Source organism: Streptomyces sp. NPDC054887 (genome assembly GCF_053610585.1).
Map to the genome: position 1 here is coordinate 149074 of NZ_JBSGYQ010000001.1, position 19469 is coordinate 168542.

Annotated in this window: 13 protein-coding genes; 9 read left to right on the forward strand and 4 right to left on the reverse strand. The window is 72.0% G+C overall.

What is annotated here, in order from left to right; all coding sequences use genetic code 11:
• The first annotated feature begins 13 nt into the window (after positions 1 to 13).
• Positions 14 to 454 (forward strand): SsgA family sporulation/cell division regulator, encoded by a 441-nt coding sequence (locus tag ACWGH0_RS00695; RefSeq protein WP_453401920.1) that lies wholly within the window; start codon positions 14 to 16, stop codon positions 452 to 454.
• A 14-nt stretch (positions 455 to 468) separates the two neighbouring features.
• On the opposite strand, the gene ACWGH0_RS00700 is transcribed toward ACWGH0_RS00695, so the two are convergent.
• A complete protein-coding gene (locus ACWGH0_RS00700) occupies positions 469 to 1800 on the reverse strand; it encodes a YibE/F family protein (protein ID WP_453401921.1) in 1332 nt (443 codons plus the stop codon).
• Between the two features lie 201 nt (positions 1801 to 2001).
• On the opposite strand from ACWGH0_RS00700, the gene thiC reads away from it, so the two are divergent.
• Complete coding sequence (thiC, locus tag ACWGH0_RS00705) at positions 2002 to 3777, forward strand: phosphomethylpyrimidine synthase ThiC (RefSeq protein WP_453401922.1); 1776 nt, start codon at positions 2002 to 2004, stop codon at positions 3775 to 3777.
• Between the two features lie 216 nt (positions 3778 to 3993).
• On the forward strand, positions 3994 to 5301 hold the full coding sequence (locus tag ACWGH0_RS00710; protein ID WP_453401923.1) for a DUF4241 domain-containing protein: 1308 nt from the start codon (positions 3994 to 3996) through the stop codon (positions 5299 to 5301).
• Between the two features lie 13 nt (positions 5302 to 5314).
• Here ACWGH0_RS00710 and ACWGH0_RS00715 read toward each other — a convergent pair whose 3' ends face one another.
• From ACWGH0_RS00715 to ACWGH0_RS00725, 3 genes are all read right to left on the reverse strand, one after another.
• Positions 5315 to 6142, reverse strand: coding sequence for a hypothetical protein (locus tag ACWGH0_RS00715; RefSeq protein WP_453401924.1), 828 nt, complete (start codon positions 6140 to 6142; stop codon positions 5315 to 5317).
• 182 nt (positions 6143 to 6324) lie between these two features.
• The gene (locus tag ACWGH0_RS00720) at positions 6325 to 7470 is read right to left on the reverse strand and encodes a metallophosphoesterase (RefSeq protein ID WP_453402056.1); all 1146 of its coding nucleotides are present in this window, start codon (positions 7468 to 7470) and stop codon (positions 6325 to 6327) included.
• A gap of 161 nt (positions 7471 to 7631) precedes the next feature.
• The gene (locus tag ACWGH0_RS00725; protein WP_453401925.1) at positions 7632 to 8744 is read right to left on the reverse strand and encodes a LacI family DNA-binding transcriptional regulator; all 1113 of its coding nucleotides are present in this window, start codon (positions 8742 to 8744) and stop codon (positions 7632 to 7634) included.
• A 349-nt stretch (positions 8745 to 9093) separates the two neighbouring features.
• On the opposite strand from ACWGH0_RS00725, the gene hisC reads away from it, so the two are divergent.
• The 6 genes from hisC to ACWGH0_RS00755 all read left to right on the forward strand — a co-directional run bounded on the left by hisC (position 9094) and on the right by ACWGH0_RS00755 (position 19468).
• Positions 9094 to 10188, forward strand: coding sequence for a histidinol-phosphate transaminase (gene hisC / locus ACWGH0_RS00730; RefSeq protein WP_453401926.1), 1095 nt, complete (start codon positions 9094 to 9096; stop codon positions 10186 to 10188).
• A gap of 227 nt (positions 10189 to 10415) precedes the next feature.
• Complete coding sequence (locus ACWGH0_RS00735) at positions 10416 to 11924, forward strand: cytochrome ubiquinol oxidase subunit I (protein WP_453401927.1); 1509 nt, start codon at positions 10416 to 10418, stop codon at positions 11922 to 11924.
• 11 nt (positions 11925 to 11935) lie between these two features.
• Positions 11936 to 12940, forward strand: coding sequence for a cytochrome d ubiquinol oxidase subunit II (cydB, locus tag ACWGH0_RS00740; protein WP_453401928.1), 1005 nt, complete (start codon positions 11936 to 11938; stop codon positions 12938 to 12940).
• 12 nt (positions 12941 to 12952) lie between these two features.
• Positions 12953 to 16546 (forward strand): thiol reductant ABC exporter subunit CydD, encoded by a 3594-nt coding sequence (cydD, locus tag ACWGH0_RS00745; RefSeq protein WP_453401929.1) that lies wholly within the window; start codon positions 12953 to 12955, stop codon positions 16544 to 16546.
• A gap of 24 nt (positions 16547 to 16570) precedes the next feature.
• Entirely contained in the window at positions 16571 to 18289 is a 1719-nt protein-coding gene (locus ACWGH0_RS00750; protein WP_453401930.1) for a GAF domain-containing sensor histidine kinase, read from the forward strand.
• A gap of 120 nt (positions 18290 to 18409) precedes the next feature.
• The gene (locus ACWGH0_RS00755) at positions 18410 to 19468 is read left to right on the forward strand and encodes a M23 family metallopeptidase (RefSeq protein WP_453401931.1); all 1059 of its coding nucleotides are present in this window, start codon (positions 18410 to 18412) and stop codon (positions 19466 to 19468) included.
• The last annotated feature ends 1 nt before the right edge of the window (position 19469 follow it).

The following is a 19469-nucleotide window of genomic DNA, read 5'->3' on the forward strand; positions in this document are numbered from 1 at the left end:
GGGGTTCAAAGCGATGCGCGAGTCGGTGCAGGCAGAGGTCATGATGAGCTTCCTTGTCTCGGAGGAGCTCTCGTTCCGGATCCCGGTGGAACTCCGGTACGCGACCGGTGATCCGTACGCCGTCCGGATGACGTTCCACCTGCCCGGAGACACCCCGGTCACCTGGGCGTTCGGGCGCGAACTGCTGCTCGACGGACTCGTCGAGCCGTGCGGCGACGGCGACGTCCGCATCGAGCCGATGACCGGCCCCGACGACCACCTGGACGTACGCATCCGGCTCCAGGTCGCCGGGGACCGCGCCCTGTTCCGGGCGAGCGCCGCCCCGCTGGTGGCGTTCCTCGACCGTACGGACCGGCTCGTTCCGCTGGGGCGCGAGTGCGACCTCGGGGACTTCGAGGAGAACCTCGACGAAGCCCTCGGCCGGATCCTCGCCGAGGAACAGAACGCCGGCTGACCCCCGGCCCCGGGTCAGCGCTTGCGGCGCCGGCCCCCGCCGCCGCCCCCGAAGGCCCCGCGCGCCGGGGCGGCGGTGGCGGGCCCCTCGGCCGCCGGCCGGTCGGCCGAGACGACCAGCGCCGCGAGCGCGGTCGTCATCGGCACCGAGGCGACCAGACCGATCGAGCCGATCAGGGTCCGCACGATCTCCTCCGCGACCAGCTCGCTGTTGGCGACCGTGCCGACGCTGCTCTGCGCGATCGAGAAGAGCAGCAGCAGGGGCAGCGCTGCGCCCGCGTACGCCAGCACGAGCGTGTTCACGACGGACGCGATGTGGTCGCGGCCGATGCGGATACCCGCCCGGTACAGGTCGCGCGGGCCCATCGACGGGTCCGCCTGGTGGAGTTCCCAGACCGCCGACGTCTGGGTGACCGTCACGTCGTCGAGCACGCCGAGCGAGCCGATGATCACGCCGGCGAGCAGCAGGCCGCTCATGTCGATGTCCGGATACAGACCGTGGATGAGCCCGGTGTTGTCGTCCGTGTTGCCGCTCAGGTACGCCCAGCCGATGAAGAGCGAGCCCAGAAGCCCGATCAGCAGCAGCGAGATGAGCGTGCCGATGACCGCGACCGACGTCCGGGCGGTCAGACCGTGGCAGGCGTAGAGCGCGATGAGCATGATGGCGCTCGCCCCGACGATCGCGACGATCAGCGGATTCGATCCCTGGAGGATCGCGGGGAGGATGAACAGCGTCAGGATCGCGAACGACACGGCGAGCGCGATCAGCGCCATCAGGCCCTTCATCCGCCCGACGGCGATCACCGCGAGCGCGAAGATCCCGGCGAGCAGCGCCATGGGGAAGCCCCGGTCCACGTCCGTCACCGAGTACTGGAGATCGCGGGGCGCGTCGGGCGCGTACGCCACCACCACGCCCTGGTCCTTCTTCAGCTGCCTCGGGGCGTCGGGCTGGACGATCTCGGTGAAGGTGCGGCCCTTGTCCTTGCCGGACGTGACCTCGACCGTCGCCTTCGCGCAGGTGCCCTGCTGGGCGCGCTGCGCCTCGCGGCCGGACGGCGTGGTCGTGTCGCCGGTCGGCGGCACCTGGGCGGCGTTCACGTCCTTGCAGTCGACCTGCTGGACCTCCGTCACCTTCCCCGACACGGTCTGCCGGTCGAAGCCGACGCCCGTCCGCTCGTGCTCGGGCGCGCCGCCCGGCCAGAGCACGACGAGGCCGACGAAAACGGCTGTGGCGAAGGGGATCAGCACCGCAGCGATGACCTTGCGCAGGTGCTTGGAGACGGGCGCGGCGGGCCCGTGACTGTGGGTGTGGCCGTGGATTTCGGGCGTTGGCTGTGGGGACGTCACCGACCGATCATCGCAAGAACGGCGGGGGCCCTCTGTTCAGCGCGCCAGGGAGGACGCTAGCGTGGGGGCACCTTTGCACACGCGGGAGCTCGGAGCACCGGGCTGAGAGGGCGCTGACCTCCGTACGAGAAACCGTACGGAAGCCGCTGCGTCGACCGCCGAACCTGTTACCGGGTAATGCCGGCGTAGGGAGTAGGTCTCATGACCACAGCGGATGCACACACGCCTGCCACCAGCCAGGACGGCCGCAAGCCGGGCTGGCACAAGGGATACGTCACGGGCCCCGAGGGCTCGCGCACGGATCTCCGCGTGCCGGTCCGTCAGGTGCACCTCACCAACGGGAAGGACGTGACGCTGTACGACACGTCCGGCCCGTACACCGACCCGTCCGTCGAGACGGACGTACGCCGCGGACTCGCCCCGCTGCGCGAGAACTGGATCATCGGCCGCGGCGACACCGAGGAGTACGCGGGCCGCCCGGTCCGCCCCGAGGACGACGGGATCAAGCACACCTCGCCGCGCGGGGGCCTGCGCAACCTCGACGCGGTCTTCCCGGGCCGCCCGCGCCAGCCCCGCCGGGGCCGCGACGGCCAGGCGGTCACGCAGCTCGCGTACGCCCGCCGCGGCGACATCACGCCGGAGATGGAGTTCGTGGCGATCCGGGAGAACGTCGCCCCCGAGGTCGTACGGGAGGAGATCGCCGCGGGCCGCGCGGTCCTGCCCGCCAACGTCAACCACCCGGAGATCGAGCCGATGATCATCGGCAAGCGGTTCCTGGTGAAGGTCAACGCCAACATCGGCAACTCGGCGGTCACTTCCTCCATCGAGGAGGAGGTGGACAAGATGACCTGGGCGACCAAGTGGGGCGCCGACACGGTCATGGACCTGTCGACCGGCCGCAACATCCACACCACCCGCGAGTGGGTGCTGCGCAACTCCCCCGTCCCGATCGGCACCGTCCCGCTCTACCAGGCCCTCGAAAAGGTCGACGGCCGGGCGGAGGAGCTGACCTGGGAGATCTACAAGGACACGGTCATCGAGCAGGCCGAGCAGGGCGTCGACTACATGACGGTCCACGCCGGCGTGCGCCTGCCGTACGTCCCGCTGACCGCCCGCCGCAAGACCGGCATCGTCTCGCGCGGCGGCTCGATCATGGCGGCGTGGTGCCTGGCGCACCACAAGGAGAGCTTCCTGTACGAGAACTTCGAGGAGCTCTGCGAGATCCTGGCCGCGTACGACGTGACGTACTCGCTCGGCGACGGCCTGCGGCCCGGTTCGATCGCGGACGCCAACGACGAGGCGCAGTTCGCCGAGTTGAAGACCCTCGGGGAACTGAACACGATCGCCAAGCGGTACAACGTGCAGACCATGATCGAGGGCCCGGGGCACGTCCCGATGCACAAGATCAAGGAGAACATCGACCTCCAGCAGGAGATCTGCGAGGAGGCGCCGTTCTACACGCTCGGCCCGCTGACCACCGACGTGGCGCCGGCGTACGACCACATCACGTCCGGCATCGGGGCGGCGATGATCGCCTGGTGGGGCACGGCGATGCTCTGCTACGTCACGCCCAAGGAGCACCTGGGCCTGCCCAACCGCGACGACGTGAAGACCGGCGTCATCACGTACAAGATCGCGGCTCACGCGGCCGACCTGGCGAAGGGGCACCCGGGGGCGCAGGAGTGGGACGACGCGCTGTCGGACGCCCGCTTCGAGTTCCGCTGGGAGGACCAGTTCAACCTGGCCCTCGACCCGGACACGGCGCGCTCGTTCCACGACGAGACGCTGCCCGCCGAGCCGGCGAAGACGGCGCACTTCTGCTCGATGTGCGGCCCGAAGTTCTGCTCGATGAAGATCAGCCAGGACATCCGGCGCGAGCACGGCGGTACGCAGGACGAGATTGAGGCGGGCATGGCGGAGAAGTCCAAGGAGTTCGCCGCCGCCGGGAACCGGGTGTACCTGCCTATCGCCGACTGATCCGGGGCCGCCGGCCGTTCGGGCCGCCGCGCTGCCCGTCCCGTCCCGTTAATCCCGTCCCGCCGGTCCCGTGAGTCCCGCTGGTCCGGCGGGTGTCGCCGGTCCCACGGGTCCCGCCGGTCCCACGCGTCCCGCTGGTCCCGTCCGTCCCTCGCCCCGGCCGCTGTCAGTGGGGGCCGCTACGTTGGCGGCAGACCTGATGACAGGAGGCCCGGGGTGAGCGGGGCGGGGACGGTTGTGGAGATCGCGTACGGCGAGGGGTGGGACCTGGCGGCGCGTGCGCTGCTGGGGCCGCTGACCGTGGCGGCGGCGAGGGAGCGGGACTCGGCCGGACTGCCGTACGCCGCCGTCTGCCGGCCGGCGGACGGGACAGGTCCGGCGGAGGTCCGCCTGGTCGCCTGGCGGGAGCACTACGCGGGCGTGTGGGTGTACGACGAACAGGGCCGGCGCACGGACCGCGTCGACCTGCGGCTCCTCGACGGGGACCGGCTGTTCCTCCGGGGAACGGACAGCTGGCTCTACCCGGGCCCGGACGTGCCGGAGTTCGACCGGGCGTGCCCGCGCAGGACGGTGCGGTTGCTGCCCGACGGGCGGGGCAGCAGCGACTGGCAGCCCAACGGGGAGGGGGGCTCCCTGCGCACCACCACGGCCGACGTCCCGGAGGAACAGCGCTGGCTGGACCGGCCGGCGTTCGGTGACTGGCCCCTGTTCTCCGCGCGGCTGCGGGAGCCGAACGGCCCGGTGGTGTTCCGGGACGCGGCCGTGCCCGAGGGGGGTGCGAGCGGCCGGCCCGAGGACGTGTGGCGTCCTCCCCGGCCCGCCGGACCCGGCCACCTGGAGGCGCTGTTCCGGCCCGGCACGCGGCTGAGCACGCGTCACTTCTCCGACATGACCGTCCTGGAGCCGCACCGCGCCGGAACACTGCGCGTCCCCAGCGGGGTCCTGGCCCTCGACTGCCCGCACAACGACGAGGGACCGGGCATCACGGTGGCCGTCCCGCCGGGCACGTACGTCCTCGAAGAAGCGCGGGTCAGTGTCGGGTACGACTGCGAGTGGAGGGGTGGCTGGGTGACGCGTACGGACGCGACGGCGGTGCGGCTGCGGCTGAGCGAGACCCCCGCGGTGTCCTGGGAGATGGCTCTGGGCGCGGACCACGACATTCGGTTGCTCGGCGACGGCGAGGCGTACGGCTTCGGGACGGACTCGGCGACCGGCTGCTTCGCCGACGCGGCCGCCTGGAAGACCCTGCGGGATCTCTTCGAGCGTGCCCTGATCCACGAGGACCCGGACGCCGGCGAGCACCTCTCGGACTCCATGTACATCCTGCGGACCGCCGACCGGGCCACGTCGGCCGATCTCGTCGCCTTCGCGACGTGCGGGGACGGGACGTATCCCGTCTGGGTCGGCCGGTCCGAAGCCGGGTACGTCGTCTGTGTGGACGTGGTGCTCGACTACCTGCCCGACCTGGAGGTGCACCCTCCGCAGGACGCCCCACCGCCCCCGCCACCGGCCCGCGCCCGATGACGCGGCGGGACCGCTACTCGGGCTTGTGGTCAGGGCCGCCGAAGTCCGGGCTGGAGAAGTCGGGGCTGGAGTAGCTGGGGCGCGGACCCGGTGTGGTCCCGCCGTCCGGGCCCGGGCTGCTGAAATCCGGGCGCGAGTACCCCAGGTCGGGGATGCGGCCGGCGGGACGGCGGGGCGCCGGGGCGGCCGGGGCCGTGCCCGGTTCGGCCAGCGCGTCCCGCAGGAACGGGACGATGCCCCGCTCCAGCAGGGCGTGCCGCCACGCCGCCCGGGCTCGCTCGACCTCTTCGCTCAGTTCGCCGCCCCGTCCGTCGGTCGCCGTCGACCCGTTGCGCAGCGCCGTCAGCAGCAGGCCGACGGCGGCCACCAGGATGCCCGCCGCCGTGAGCGCGGCGAAGACCCAGCCCGCCGTCAGCAGCGTCCGGGCGAACTCGGGCTCCGGAGTGAGCATGGTGAGGAGGTAACCCACGATCAGGAAAATCGCCGCGGCGGTGCCGGCCAGTACGGGCGTCAGCACGGCGACGACGGCGGCGACGCCCGCGCCCGCCGTCTCGGCGGCGTCGCCCATCGCGAGGACCGAACCGGTGCGGGCGGCCGCCGTGGGCGGCGTGCGCGCGTCCTCCCGGACTTTCACGTACGCGTCGTACTCGGCGGCGGCGGCCGCCGCGATGAGCGCGGTGGCGTTCATCGCCATGGTGCGCAACTGCGTGGTGTTGAGCCGTTGTCCGACGGCGTTCAGTTCCGGGCGGTCATGAGCGGTGCGCAATGCCTCGTCGAGGACCCGTTCGAATTCCGGTCGGTCCTCGGCCAGCAGTTGCGGAGCGCTGCTGTTCATGTGCATCCCCCGATGCTCCGTAGGGCCGGAATACCCGCTGGAGGCGGGTGATTGGGCGGAAACGGAGGAGAGCCTGCTACGGATAAGCCGATGGTAGAGCGCCTACGGCAGGGGGTGACAGGGGGTTTCCGGAAATAGGCCCAGTGGTAAGTGCGGCGTGTATATGGCCGCGCCTTCCCGCGCCGCGTTCAGCCATGCAGGGGGAGGCGGACCACCAGCAGCTTTCCGGCCATGGTCACGCCGCCGTCCATGGCGATGGCGAGCCCGTCGGCGTACACGTGCGGGCCCTCCACGACCGGTCCGGCGTTCTCGTCGTCACCGTCCGCGCTCTCGTTGCCCACTTCGCCCAGCAGATACGGGATCGGGCTGTGACCGTGGACGATGCGTTCGCCGCCGTACGCGTCGAGGAGTTCGCGCGCCGCCCGCGCGCCGCCCTCGTCGCGGAAGGCGAAGCGCTTGGTGAGCTTGCGGAAGACGTCCCAGCACTCGTCGGCGTCGTTGCGCGTGAGAATGGCGTGGACTGTGTCGTTGACGTCCTCGATGGTGCTGCCGTAGTCGAGGTAGGCCGTGGTGTCGGAGTGCGTCAGCAGGTGCGCGTCCTCGAGCGCGACCGCGTCGAGGCGGGACATCCACTGCAGGTGCACGTCCTGGAGCCGGTCCATGTCGGCCTTCTGGCCGCCGTTGAGCAGCCACGCGGCCTGGAAAGTGGCCGTGCCCGCACCGGAGTTGACCGGGGTGTCGCCGAACCGCTTCGCGCCGATGAGCAGCAGCTCGTGGTTGCCCATGAGCGCCTTGCAGTAGCCGCCGGCCGCCGCGGCCTCGGCGGACAGCCGCATCACGAGGTCGATGACGCCGATCCCGTCGGGCCCCCGGTCGGTGAAGTCGCCGAGGAACCAGAGCCGGGCGTTGCCCGCGGCCCAGTGGCCCTCGGCGTCGATGAGCCCCTGCTCGGCGAGCGCGGCGTACAGCTCGTCGAGGTAGCCGTGCACGTCGCCGACGACGAACAGCGGGCCGAGGCCCTCGCCGGCGGCGGGGCGCGGCTCGGGCCCCGGCTGCGCCGTGACCTGGAGCGTGTCGCCGGGACCGCCGCGGCTGATCACCGGCAGGTCGCGCTGGGTGGGGGTGTACCCCTCCGGCTCCTCGTCGGCGGCGTAGGCGCTCGGGTACGTGCTTCCGTACGCGGGGCCGAACGCGCCGCCGTACGCGTGCCCGGCGGCATTCGTGTGCTCGGGATCAGGGGTCTGGGCGTACGGGGGTACGCGGAAGTCCCGCAATGTCGCCGTTCGCACTGCGGGTCCCTGACCGGCCCCCTGAGTCATCGACCCCTCCACCACCGTCGCGCGCCGCCGTACACCTTTGGGTCCCACCTGGTCGTGGTTGGCCCGCGGTGTCGTGCGCCCATCATAGGAATGAGGCTCGTGCTCTGTGACGCACCAGGGGTGGTGAATCCTGACGCGTACCTGGTTCGTCGGTTGTTTCGTCCCAATTGGGGAGGTCAGTCCCCGGAAGGCGAGCGCGGTGGGCTCACCGTGGTGCGCGGCGGCCGGCGCTGCGACGACGTCCGGACGATGAGTTCGGTAGGTATCACCTGTTCGACGGGACTGTCGGTATTGATGCCCTCGATGGCGTCGATGAGGAGTTGGACCACGGCCGTGCCGATGCGGCGCGGTTTCAGGGAGAGCGTCGTGATGGGCGGTTCGGTCGCGGCGTAGACGGTCGACTCGCTGCAGCAGACGAGCAGCAGGTCCTCGGGTACGCGCAACCCGTAGCGGCGGGCGGCGGCGAGCAGGTCGGTGCCGTTGGGGTCGAAGAGCCCGTACACGGCGTCGGGGCGGTCCGGGCGGGCGAGCAGCCGGTCGGCCGCGACGGCGCCCGCGCAGGGGTCGTGCGCCGGGTAGGACTCGTACACCGGGTCCTGGCCCACGCGCTCGCACCAGCGCAGGTACGCGTCGGTGGACAGCCGGGTGTACGTGTCGGTGGTGTTGCCGGTGAGCAGCCCGATGCGGCGTGCCCCGGCGTCGGCGAGGTGGTCGAGGAGGCCGAGGACCGCCGCCTCGTGGTCGTTGTCGACCCAGGCGGTGACGGGCAGGGTGCCCGCGGGCCGGCCGTCGGAGACGACGGGAAGGCCCTGGCGTACGAGCTCGGTGACGACCGCGTCCTGGTCGGACGGGTCGATGACGACGGTGCCGTCGAGGGCGACGTTCGACCAGACGTCGTGGCGTGAGGTGGCGGGCAGGATGACCAGCGCGTACCCGCGGGCGAGCGCCGCGGAGGTCGCGGCCCTCGCCATTTCGGCGAAGTACGCGAATTCCGTGAAGGTGAAAGGTTCATCCCCGTACGTGGTCACGGTCAGGCCGATGAGGCCCGACTTGCCGGTACGGAGGGTTCTGGCCGCCGCGGAGGGGCGGTAGCCCAGTCTCTCGGCGACCTCGCGGACATGGCTGCGGGTGGCGTCCGGGAGCCGGCCCTTTCCGTTGAGCGCGTCGGAGACCGTCGTGATGGAGACACCGGCTGCGGCGGCGACGTCCCGAATGCCCGCTCGTCCTGGCCGGGTGCTCCGCCGGGGGGTTTCCGTCCGGCTCACCTGATGCTTCCCTGCTGCTGTCATGGCGAGCCGATAGTAGGGCTCGGGCACACGGTTAGGGCGGATGCATATGCACTTGTTGACAGGCACGTTTCTGCAAGGCCAAATCCCCCCAATGCCCTTGGAATACAAGGCAGTTGGGGGACGCGGGCAGTCAGTCAGGCTTGTCGACCGGCACGGTCCTGCCAAGTGGCCTATGTTGCGAAGAGGTCTCAACTCACCTTCACGAGGGACGCGCGCCACGGCGTGAGCCACCGGCGCGCGGCAGGCCGGGGAGCGCTCCCCCCTTTCCGTGCGCCTGCCATTCGCAGCGGAGCGCAATCCTCATAAGGTGAGCAGCATTGGTGGTAGGTACGGTCGAGGAGGACCCGAAGTGAGCGAGACGAGCCCCAAGCTGCGCGCGGTGCTGGACGGCATTCCCACCTACAAGCCGGGGAAGCCCGCCGCCGCCGGGGGACCGGTGGCGTACAAGCTGTCCTCCAACGAGAACCCGTACCCGCCGCTCCCCGGCGTCCTGGAGGACGTGGTCGCGGCGGCCGGCAGTTTCAACCGGTACCCGGACATGGCGTGCACCGGTCTGATGAACGAGCTGGCCAACCGGTTCGGCGTCCCCGTTTCGCACATCGCCACCGGTACCGGGTCCGTCGGGGTGGCGCAGTCGCTGCTCCAGGCGACCTCGGGGCCCGGCGACGAGGTGATCTACGCGTGGCGGTCGTTCGAGGCGTACCCGATCATCACGCGGATCAGCGGCGCCACGGCGGTGGAGGTGCCGCTGACCCCGGGCGATGTGCACGACCTCGACGCGATGGCCGACGCGATCACCGAGCGCACCCGGCTGATCTTCGTGTGCAACCCGAACAACCCGACCGGCACGGCGGTGCGCCGGGCCGCCCTGGAGCGGTTCCTGGACCGGGTGCCCTCGGACGTGCTGGTGGTGCTGGACGAGGCGTACCGGGAGTTCGTGCGGTCCGCCGAGGGCGAGACGGACGACGTGCCGGACGGGATCGAGCTCTACCGCAGCCGCCCGAACGTGGCGGTGCTGCGCACCTTCTCCAAGGCGTACGGCCTGGCCGGGCTGCGCGTGGGCTTCGCGGTGGCGCACGAGCCGGTCGCGGCCGCGCTGCGCAAGACGGCGGTGCCGTTCGGCGTGAGCCAGCTCGCGCAGGACGCGGCGGTCGCCTCGCTGCGGGCCGAGGACGAGCTGCTCGGGCGGGTCGGCTCCCTGGTGTGCGAGCGCAAGCGCGTGTACGAGGCGCTGGTGGAGCAGGGCTGGACCGTTCCGGACACGCAGGCGAACTTCGTCTGGATGCGCCTGGGCGAGCGTACGGCCGACTTCGCGGCGGCCTGCGAGAAGGCCGGCGTCGTGGTCCGGCCGTTCCCCGGCGAGGGGCTGCGGGTCACCATCGGCGAGGACGAGGCGAACGACATCTTCCTGCACGTCGCCCAGACGTTCCGCAAGGAGCTGTAAGTCACACCCGGGACCCGCCCCGGAGGGTTCGGCCTTTGCTTCCGGGGGTCCCGGCCCTTATATACCTTCGTTCCTGTGCCCTCGTATGCCGTTTCGGTGGTGTTCGGGGGCACAGTTGTACCCCCCGGCCGTCGGACGGAAAACACGTGTGCGCCATACTGGGCTTGTGAATGTGAACGCGTTCACAAGGTCCCATGCGTTCCTGGCGAAACGAAGGAGATGACGACGTGGACCTGGCTCTGGCGCCGGAGACTCTCGCTCGATGGCAATTCGGCATCACCACCGTCTATCACTTCCTCTTCGTCCCCCTGACGATCTCGCTCGCCGCGCTCACCGCCGGGCTGCAGACGGCGTGGGTGCGCACCGAGAAGGAGAAGTACCTCAGGGCGACGAAGTTCTGGGGCAAGCTCTTCCTGATCAACATCGCCATGGGTGTCGTCACCGGCATCGTCCAGGAGTTCCAGTTCGGCATGAACTGGTCCGACTACTCGCGCTTCGTCGGGGACGTCTTCGGAGCGCCGCTCGCCTTCGAGGCGCTGATCGCCTTCTTCTTCGAGTCCACCTTCATCGGGCTGTGGATCTTCGGCTGGGACAAGCTGCCGAAGAGGATCCATCTGGCCTGCATATGGATGGTGTCGATCGGCACGGTCCTGTCCGCGTACTTCATCCTGGCGGCCAACTCCTGGATGCAGCACCCGGTCGGCTACCGCATCAACGAGGAGCGGGGGCGGGCCGAGCTCACCGACTTCTGGCTGGTCCTCACCCAGGACACGGCGCTCACCCAGTTCTTCCACACCATCACGGCCGCCTTCCTCGTCGGCGGCGCGTTCATGGTCGGCATCGCCGCCTTCCACCTGGCGCGCAAGAAGCACGTGCCGGTGATGCGGACGTCGCTGCGGCTCGGGCTCGTCACCGTCGTGATCGCCGGAATGCTCACTGCCGTCAGCGGTGACCTGCTCGGCAAGGTCATGTTCAAGCAGCAGCCGATGAAGATGGCCGCGGCCGAGGCGCTGTGGGACGGTGAGGCGCCGGCGCCGTTCTCGATCTTCGCGTACGGAGACGTGGACGCCGGTCACAACAAGGTCGCCGTCGAGATCCCCGGCCTGCTGTCCTTCCTCGCCAACGACGACTTCTCCTCGTACGTCCCCGGCATCAACGACGTCAACAAGTCCGAGCAGGAGAAGTTCGGGCCCGGCGACTACCGGCCGAACATCCCCGTCGCCTACTGGGGCTTCCGCTGGATGATCGGCTTCGGCATGGCGTCCTTCTCGCTCGGCATGCTCGGGCTGTGGCTGACGCGCAAGAAGTTCATGCTGCCCGCGGCGCTGCGGACCGGCGACGACGAGGTGCCGAACCTGGTGCTCTTCAAGAACAAGGTGCTCAGCCCCAAGTTCGCCCGGTGGTACTGGGTCGTCGCGCTGTGGACCATGGGCTTCCCGCTGATCGCCAGCTCATGGGGCTGGATCTTCACCGAGATGGGCCGCCAGCCCTGGGTCGTGTACGGGGTGCTGCGCACCAGCGACGCGGTCTCCCCCGGCGTCTCGCAGGGCGAGGTGATCGCCTCCATGACGGTCTTCACGCTGCTGTACGCGATCCTCGCCGTCATCGAGGTCAAGCTCCTCGTGAAGTACGTCAAGGCCGGACCGCCGGAGCTCACGGAGGCCGACCTCAACCCGCCCACCAAGATCGGCGGCGACCACGCGGACGCCGACCGGCCGATGGCCTTCTCGTACTGAGGAGCTGAGGTATGGAACTCCACGACGTCTGGTTCGTGCTCATCGCCGTCCTGTGGACCGGCTACTTCTTCCTGGAGGGCTTCGACTTCGGGATCGGCGTCCTGACGAAGGTGCTCGCCCGCGACCGCAAGGAGAAGCGGGTCCTCATCAACACCATCGGCCCCGTCTGGGACGGGAACGAGGTGTGGCTGCTGAGCGCCGGCGGCGCCACGTTCGCCGCGTTCCCCGACTGGTACGCGACGCTCTTCTCCGGGTTCTACCTGCCGCTGCTGCTGATCCTGCTCTGCCTGATCGTGCGCGGTGTCGCGTTCGAGTACCGGGTCAAGCGGACCGGTGAGCGCTGGCAGACCAACTGGGAGCACGCGATCTTCTGGACCTCGCTGCTGCCCGCGTTCCTGTGGGGTGTGGCCTTCGGCAACATCGTGCGCGGCGTGAAGATAGACGCCGAGATGGAGTACGTCGGCAGCCTTGCGGACCTGCTCAACCCGTACGCGCTGCTGGGCGGGCTCGTCACGCTGACGCTGTTCACCTTCCACGGAGCGGTCTTCGCGGGCCTCAAGACGCTGGGCGAGATCCGGGAGCGGGCCCGGAAGCTGGCGCTTCGGCTCGGGGTCGTCACCGGGGTGCTGGCGGTGGCCTTCCTGGGCTGGACGCAGGCGGACAACGGCGACACGGCGAGCCTCGCCGCGATGGCCGTGGCGGTGCTCGCGCTGGTCGCGGCGATCGCCTTCACGGCCGGCGGACGTGAGGGATGGGCGTTCGGGCTGTCCGGCCTGACGATCGTGGCCGCGGTCGCGATGCTCTTCCTGACCCTCTTCCCGAACGTCATGCCCTCGTCGCTGAACGACGCGTGGAGCCTGACGGTCACCAACGCCTCCTCCACGGCGTACACCTTGAAGATCATGACCTGGTGTGCGGGCATCGCCATGCCGGTGGTGCTGCTGTACCAGGGCTGGACGTACTGGGTGTTCCGCAAGCGGATCGGCACGCAGCACATCGCCGACGCGCACCAGTAGGGAATGTTTCACGTGAAACCGATCGATCCGCGTCTGCTCCGGTACGCCCGTGCCACCCGCCTCTTCCTGGGGGCGGTGGTGTTCCTCGGGCTGGCCGGGGCGGGCCTGGTCGTCGCTCAGGCCATGCTCATCGCCGACGTGGTGGTGGGCGGGTTCCAGCGCGGGTTGGACGGATCCGAGCTGCGTACGCCGCTGATGCTGCTGGCGGTGGTCGCCCTGGGGCGGGCCCTGGTGGCCTGGCTGACCGAACTGGCCGCGCACCGGGCGAGCGCGGCGGTCAAGTCGGAACTGCGGAAACGGCTGCTCGACCGGGCGGCCTCGCTCGGGCCCGGGTGGCTGAGCGGGCAGCGAGCCGGTTCGCTGGTGGCCCTGGCGACGCGGGGCGTCGACGCGCTGGACGACTACTTCTCCCGGTACCTCCCGCAGCTCGGCCTCGCGGTCGTCGTACCGGCGGCCGTGATCGCGCGCATCGTGACCGAGGACTGGATCTCGGCGGCGGTGATCGTGGGAACGCTGCCGCTCATCCCGCTCTTCATGATTCTCATCGGCTGGGCCACGCAGGCGCGGACGGACCGCCAGTGGCGGCTGCTCTCGCGGCTGTCCGGGCACTTCCTGGACGTCGTCGCCGGACTGCCCACGCTCAAGGTCTTCGGCCGGGCCAAGGCGCAGGCCGAGTCGATCCGGGCGATCACGGCGGAGTACCGGCAGGCCACCCTGCGGACGCTGCGCATCGCCTTCCTGTCGTCGTTCGCGCTGGAGCTGCTGGCGACGCTGTCGGTCGCGCTCGTCGCCGTGGGCATCGGCATGCGTCTCGTGCACGGGGACCTGGACCTCTACACGGGACTGGTCATCCTGGTGCTGGCCCCCGAGGCGTATCTGCCGCTGCGGCAGGTGGGGGCGCAGTACCACGCGGCGGCGGAGGGGCTGGCCGCCGCGCAGGAGATCTTCGACGTACTGGAGACGGAGCCGGCGAGGCCGGCGGGGGACGCCGGCGCGCCCGTGGGGACGCTGCGGGTCGAGGGGGTGACGGTCCGGCACACCGGGCGGACCGAGCCGTCGCTGGACTCGGCGTCGCTGGTGGTGCGTGAAGGCGAGACGGTCGCCGTCGTCGGGCCGAGCGGCGTCGGCAAGAGCACGCTGCTGAACGTCCTGCTCGGGTTCGCCCCGGCGGACGAGGGCCGGGTCGTGGTCGGTGACGGGCCGGGGGCGGTGGACCTGGCGGACGTGTCGATGGAGCGCTGGCGGGAGCGGATCGCCTGGGTCCCGCAGCGGCCCCATCTCTTCGCGGGGACGGTCGCCGACAACGTACGGCTGGCGCGGCCGGACGCGGCCGCGGCCGCGGTGGCGGCGGCGCTGCGGGACGCCGGGGCGCACGAATTCGTGGCGGCGCTTCCCCAGGGCGCCGAGACGCGCCTCGGAGAGGACGGCGCCGGTCTGTCGGCGGGGCAGCGGCAACGGCTCGCCCTCGCCCGGGCGTTCCTCGCGGACCGGCCGCTGCTGCTGCTGGACGAGCCCACGGCCAACCTGGACGGCGAGACGGAAGCCGGGATCGTCGAGGCGGTACGGAGGCTGGCCGCGGGGCGCACGGTGCTGCTGGTCGTGCACCGGCCGGCGCTGCTGGCCGTGGCGGACCGCGTGGTGGAACTCGCTCGGCCGGGCCGCCCGGACGAGGGCGCCGACGCGGCCGCCGTGTGCTCCCCGGGTGCGGGAGTTCCTGCCGCCCGGCAGCCCGTCGGGGAGGCCGGCGCCGCTCAGGACCTGCCGGCGCCGAGCGCGGGCACCGCGTCCGGCGGCGTGCGGAGCGGCAACGGCGATCGGGCCGCGTCCGGTGGGCGTGGGGTGCTGCGGCGGGTACGGCAGGAGGCCCGGGAATCGCGCGGTCGCCTGCTGCTCGCCCTGGCCCTCGGCAGCCTCGCGCTGGGGTCGGCCGTGGGGCTCATGGCGGTGTCCGGATGGCTGATCTCGCGTGCCTCCGAGCAGCCGCCGGTGCTGTACCTGATGGTCGCCGTCACCGCCACCCGGGCCTTCGGCATCGGACGAGCCGTCTTCCGGTACGCCGAGCGGCTCGTCGCGCACGACGCCGTACTGCGCATGCTCGCCGAGGTGCGGGTCGCCGTGTTCCGGCGGCTGGAGCGGATCGCGCCCGCCGGGCTGCGCGAGACCCGGCGCGGCGACCTGCTGTCCCGGCTCGTCGCTGACGTCGACGCGGTGCAGGACTACTGGCTGCGGTGGCTGCTGCCCGTCGGCGGCGCCGTCGTGGTGGGCGCGGGCTCCGTCGGGTTCACCGCGTGGCTGCTGCCCGAGGCCGGGGCGGCGCTGGCCGTGGGGCTGCTCGTCGCCGGGATCGGCGCGCCGTGGCTGAGCGGGGCGTGTGCCCGGCGGGCCGAACGGCAGCTGGCTCCCGCGCGCGGTGTGCTGGCGTCGCGGATCGCGGACCTGCTCGGCGGGACCGCCGAGCTGACGGTCGCGGGCGCGCTGCGGCGGCGTATGGAAGCGGTCGGGGAGGCCGACGGTGTGCTGACGCGGATCGCCTCGCGGGGCGCGACCGCCGCCGCCCTCGGCGGTGGACTGTCCGCGCTGGTCTGCGGACTGACCGTGGTGGCCGCCGGGTTCGCCGGGGTCCAGGCGGTGCACGACGGACGGCTGTCCGGGGTGACCCTGGCCGTGGTCGTACTGACGCCGCTCGCCGCCTTCGAAGCCGTTGCGGGACTCCCGCTCGCCGTCCGCTACCGGCAGCGGGTCAAGCGCAGTGCGGAGCGCGTGTACGAGGTGCTGGACGCTCCGCCGCCGGTGCGCGAACCGCGGACGCCGGCGGACCCGCCCGCGTCGCCGTTCCCCCTGGAGCTGCGCGGCATCGGCGCCCGGTACGCCGGACAGGAGCGCGACGCACTGGCCGGCTTCGACCTGACGCTGGAGGCAGGCCGGCGCGTCGCCGTGGTCGGAGCCTCCGGCGCGGGCAAGACGACGCTCGCGCAGGTGCTGCTGCGCTTCCTGGACGCCCGTACCGGGACGTACACCGTCGGCGCGGTGGACGCCGCCGGGCTGGACGGCGACGACGTGCGCCGCCTCGTCGGCCTGTGCGCCCAGGACGCGCACCTCTTCGACAGCTCCGTACGGGAGAACCTCCGGCTGGCCAGGACCGACGCCACCGACGCCCAGTTGCGCGACGCCCTCGCCGCCGCGCGGCTCCTGAGCTGGGTCGACGGCCTGCCCGAAGGACTCGACACGATGGTCGGCGAACACGGCGCCCGCCTCTCCGGCGGGCAGCGCCAGCGCCTGGCACTGGCCCGCGCCCTGCTGGCCGACTTCCCCGTGCTCGTACTCGACGAGCCCGCGGAACACCTCGACCTGGCGACGGCGGACGCCCTGACGGCCGACCTGCTCCGGGCCACCGAGGGCCGTACGACGCTGCTCATCACGCACCGGCTCCAGGGCCTGGACGCGGTGGACGAGGTGATCGTGCTGGAGGACGGCCGCGCGGTGCAGCGCGGCCCGTACGCGGAGCTGGTGGCGGCCGAGGGGCCGCTGCGGCGGATGCTGGAGCGGGAGCAGGCCGCCGAACCGCTCAGGGCGGGCCCCGCCGTCGGCGCCCGACTTTCGCCATGAAATAGGACTTATTAGGCTCGTGGCATGCCAGTGGAGGACGTGCCGGACCCGAGTGACCACCTGGAGGCCGCCACACGGGCCGCCCGCAGCCTCCAGGGCCTGTCCACCGAACTCACCGCGCGGGTGCCGCAGCTGCTGGAGGCCATGCGGTCCGTCGGCACGGGCCTCGAACTGCACACCACCCTCGACCGCATCTGCGAGACGGCCGCCGAACTGGCGGACGCCCGCTACGCGGCCATCGGCGTCGTCGACGAGGAGCGCGACGGCCTCGCCGACTTCGTCACGCACGGCATGAGCGAGGAGCAGATCGCGCGGATCGGACGGCTGCCCGACGGACACCACGGGCTGCTCGGCGCGCTCGTCACCGACCCCGGACCGGTACTCCTCGGTGACCTCACCGGCGATCCGCGCTTCGCCGGGTTTCCGGCGCAGCACCCCACGATGCGGTCCTTCCTCGGCGTACCCATCCGCGTGCAGGACGAGATCTTCGGCAACCTCTACCTCGCGGAGAAGCGCGGCGGGACCGGCTTCAGCGACTACGACCTGCACATGGTCCGGGTGCTCGCCACCGAGGCCGGGATCGCCATCGGCAACGCCCGGCTGTACGAGGCGGCGCGGCAGCGGGAGCGCTGGATCGACGGGTCCGTCGCCGTCACCACCGCGCTGCTGTCCGGCGGCGACGCCGACGAGGCGCTCACCGTCGTCGCGGAGCAGGCCCGCCGGCTCGCCGCTTCGGCCGCCGGGATGGTGCTGCTGCCCGCCGAGGGCGGCGGCCTGGAGATCGTCGCGGTGGCGGCCGACGAGCCGTCGGAGTCGCTCGGGGTGGTCGTCCCGCCGGGGAGCCCGATCGTCGAGCGGCTCCTCGCCGGCAAGGCGGTGTTCATCGGCGACTCGGCCAGCGACCCGCGCATGGTGACGCGGCTCGCACGCCGGTACGGGCCGAGCATGCTGCTGCCGCTGCACAGCGGCGGGCGGGTGCTGGGCGCGCTCGCCACTCCGCGCGCGCGGGGCGCGAAGCCGTTCACCGACGCGGAACGGACGCTGGCCGCGCAGTTCGCCTCGCAGGCCGCGCTGGCGCTGATGATGGCGGAGACCCAGCGGGACCGGGAACGGCTCGCGGTGTACGAGGACCGCGACCGCATCGCCCGCGACCTGCACGACCTCGTGATCCAGCGGCTGTTCGCCACCGGGCTGATGCTGGAGAGCGCGCAGCGCCGGACCCTCGTGCCCGAGGTGCGCACGGGCGTCGGCCGGGCGGTGGACGAACTGGACGTGACGATCCAGGAGATCCGTACGGCCATCTTCGCGCTCCAGCAGGGACCGGCCGAAGCGCCCTCCGGGCTGCGTACGCGCGTACTGCGGGAGATCAACATGGCGGCGGTGCCCCTCGGCTTCACCCCCGGGCACCGGTTCGTCGGGCCCGTCGACTCGCTGGTCGGCGAGCTCACCGGCAAGAACCTCGTCGCGGCGCTGCGCGAGGCGCTGTCCAACGCCTTCCGGCACGCGCACGCCTCCCGCATCGAGGTCGTCGTCGACGCCACGGCCGCACTGGAGGACGGGAGCCGCGGGGTGCGGCTCTCGGTCGCGGACGACGGAGTGGGCATCCCCGCGGGCGGTCGGCGCAGCGGGCTGCGCAACCTCAAGCGGCGGGCGGAGTCGCTCGGCGGCACGAGCCGGTGCGGGCCGGGGCTTGGCGAGGACGGGGGCGGCACGACGGTGGTGTGGGAGGCGCCGCTGCAGTGAGCCGCCGGCGCGGCCCGTCGGCGCCGGAGCGGGTGTCCGGTAGGCCGGATGGCGGGACGACACCCCGGTGGGGCGACCTCGGTGCACGGGATCGGGCGGTGAGCGGGCCACGATCCGTGGATGCGCCTCGGACCCCGCCTACGGATGCTCGTGCCGGTGCTGTGCGTGCTGCTGTTCCTGCCCGCACCCGCCGCGGCGGGCGCCGTCCCCGCCGGTGACGGCACCGCCGACGGTCCCGCCGTCGGCGCCGAGGTGGCGCGGCTGTACGAACAGGCCGCCGAGGCGTCCCGGTCGTACGAGGAGGGGGTGCGCGAGGCGAAGGAGCAGCGGGCGAGGGCACTGCGCCTGGAGCGGCTGCTCGTCCGGGCGCGCAACGACATCGCCGTCCTGCGCGGGAACGTGGGCCGCGTCGCGCGGGCCCAGTACCGGGCCGGCGGCGGCGGGATCGCGTACACCGCGAAACTGCTGCTCGCCGACGACCCCGAGGAGCTGATGGAGGGCCACCGCCTCGCCTGGCAGGCCGAGATCGCGGTGTCCCGGATGCTCGCCCGCGCCGAGCGCGCCGAGCGCCTGCTGGCCGGGGACGAGCGGCGGGCGAGCGCAGCCTGGCTGGACCTCGACGCGCGGATCCAGCGGCTCGCGTCGGTGAAGCGGGCCGTCGCGGCGAAGCTGGAGGACGCCCGGTGGAAGCTTCAGGGCCAGGCCGACCGCAGCGTCTCGGCGGGCCGCTGCGCCGGCGCCGTACGCCTGGACGAGGAGGGACCGCCGGCGACGCGGCCGTGGGTGGCGCCCGTCGAGGAGTACGAACTGTCCGCCGGCTTCGGCGGCGAGGGCGCGCGCTGGAAGAGCCGGCACACCGGGCAGGACTTCGCCGTGGACATCGGCACGCCGGTGCGGGCCGTCGGCGGGGGCCGCGTCGTGTCGGTGTCCTGCGGCGGCGGCTTCGGCATCGAGGTGGTGATCGCGCATCCGGACGGCTACTACTCGCAGTACGCGCACCTGGCCGGTGTCACGGTCGACCAGGGGGAACGAGTGCGTACCGGCCAGTACATCGGGCAGGCCGGCACGACGGGCAACTCCTCGGGGCCGCACCTGCACTTCGAAGTACGGCTCACTCCGCACCTGGGGTCGGGGATCGACCCGAGGCCGTGGATGCGCGAGCGCGGGGTGCGCTTCTGAC

Excerpts from the sequence above, each read along its gene's own strand:
- ACWGH0_RS00695 (WP_453401920.1), top strand. The coding sequence starts at position 14 with ATGCGCGAGTCGGTGCAGGCAGAGGTCATGATGAGCTTCCTTGTCTCG.
- thiC (WP_453401922.1), top strand. The coding sequence starts at position 2,002 with ATGACCACAGCGGATGCACACACGCCTGCCACCAGCCAGGACGGCCGC.
- ACWGH0_RS00715 (WP_453401924.1), bottom strand. The coding sequence starts at position 6,142 with ATGCACATGAACAGCAGCGCTCCGCAACTGCTGGCCGAGGACCGACCG.
- ACWGH0_RS00725 (WP_453401925.1), bottom strand. The coding sequence starts at position 8,744 with ATGACAGCAGCAGGGAAGCATCAGGTGAGCCGGACGGAAACCCCCCGG.
- cydB (WP_453401928.1), top strand. The coding sequence starts at position 11,936 with ATGGAACTCCACGACGTCTGGTTCGTGCTCATCGCCGTCCTGTGGACC.
- ACWGH0_RS00750 (WP_453401930.1), top strand. The coding sequence starts at position 16,571 with ATGCCAGTGGAGGACGTGCCGGACCCGAGTGACCACCTGGAGGCCGCC.
- ACWGH0_RS00755 (WP_453401931.1), top strand. The coding sequence starts at position 18,410 with ATGCGCCTCGGACCCCGCCTACGGATGCTCGTGCCGGTGCTGTGCGTG.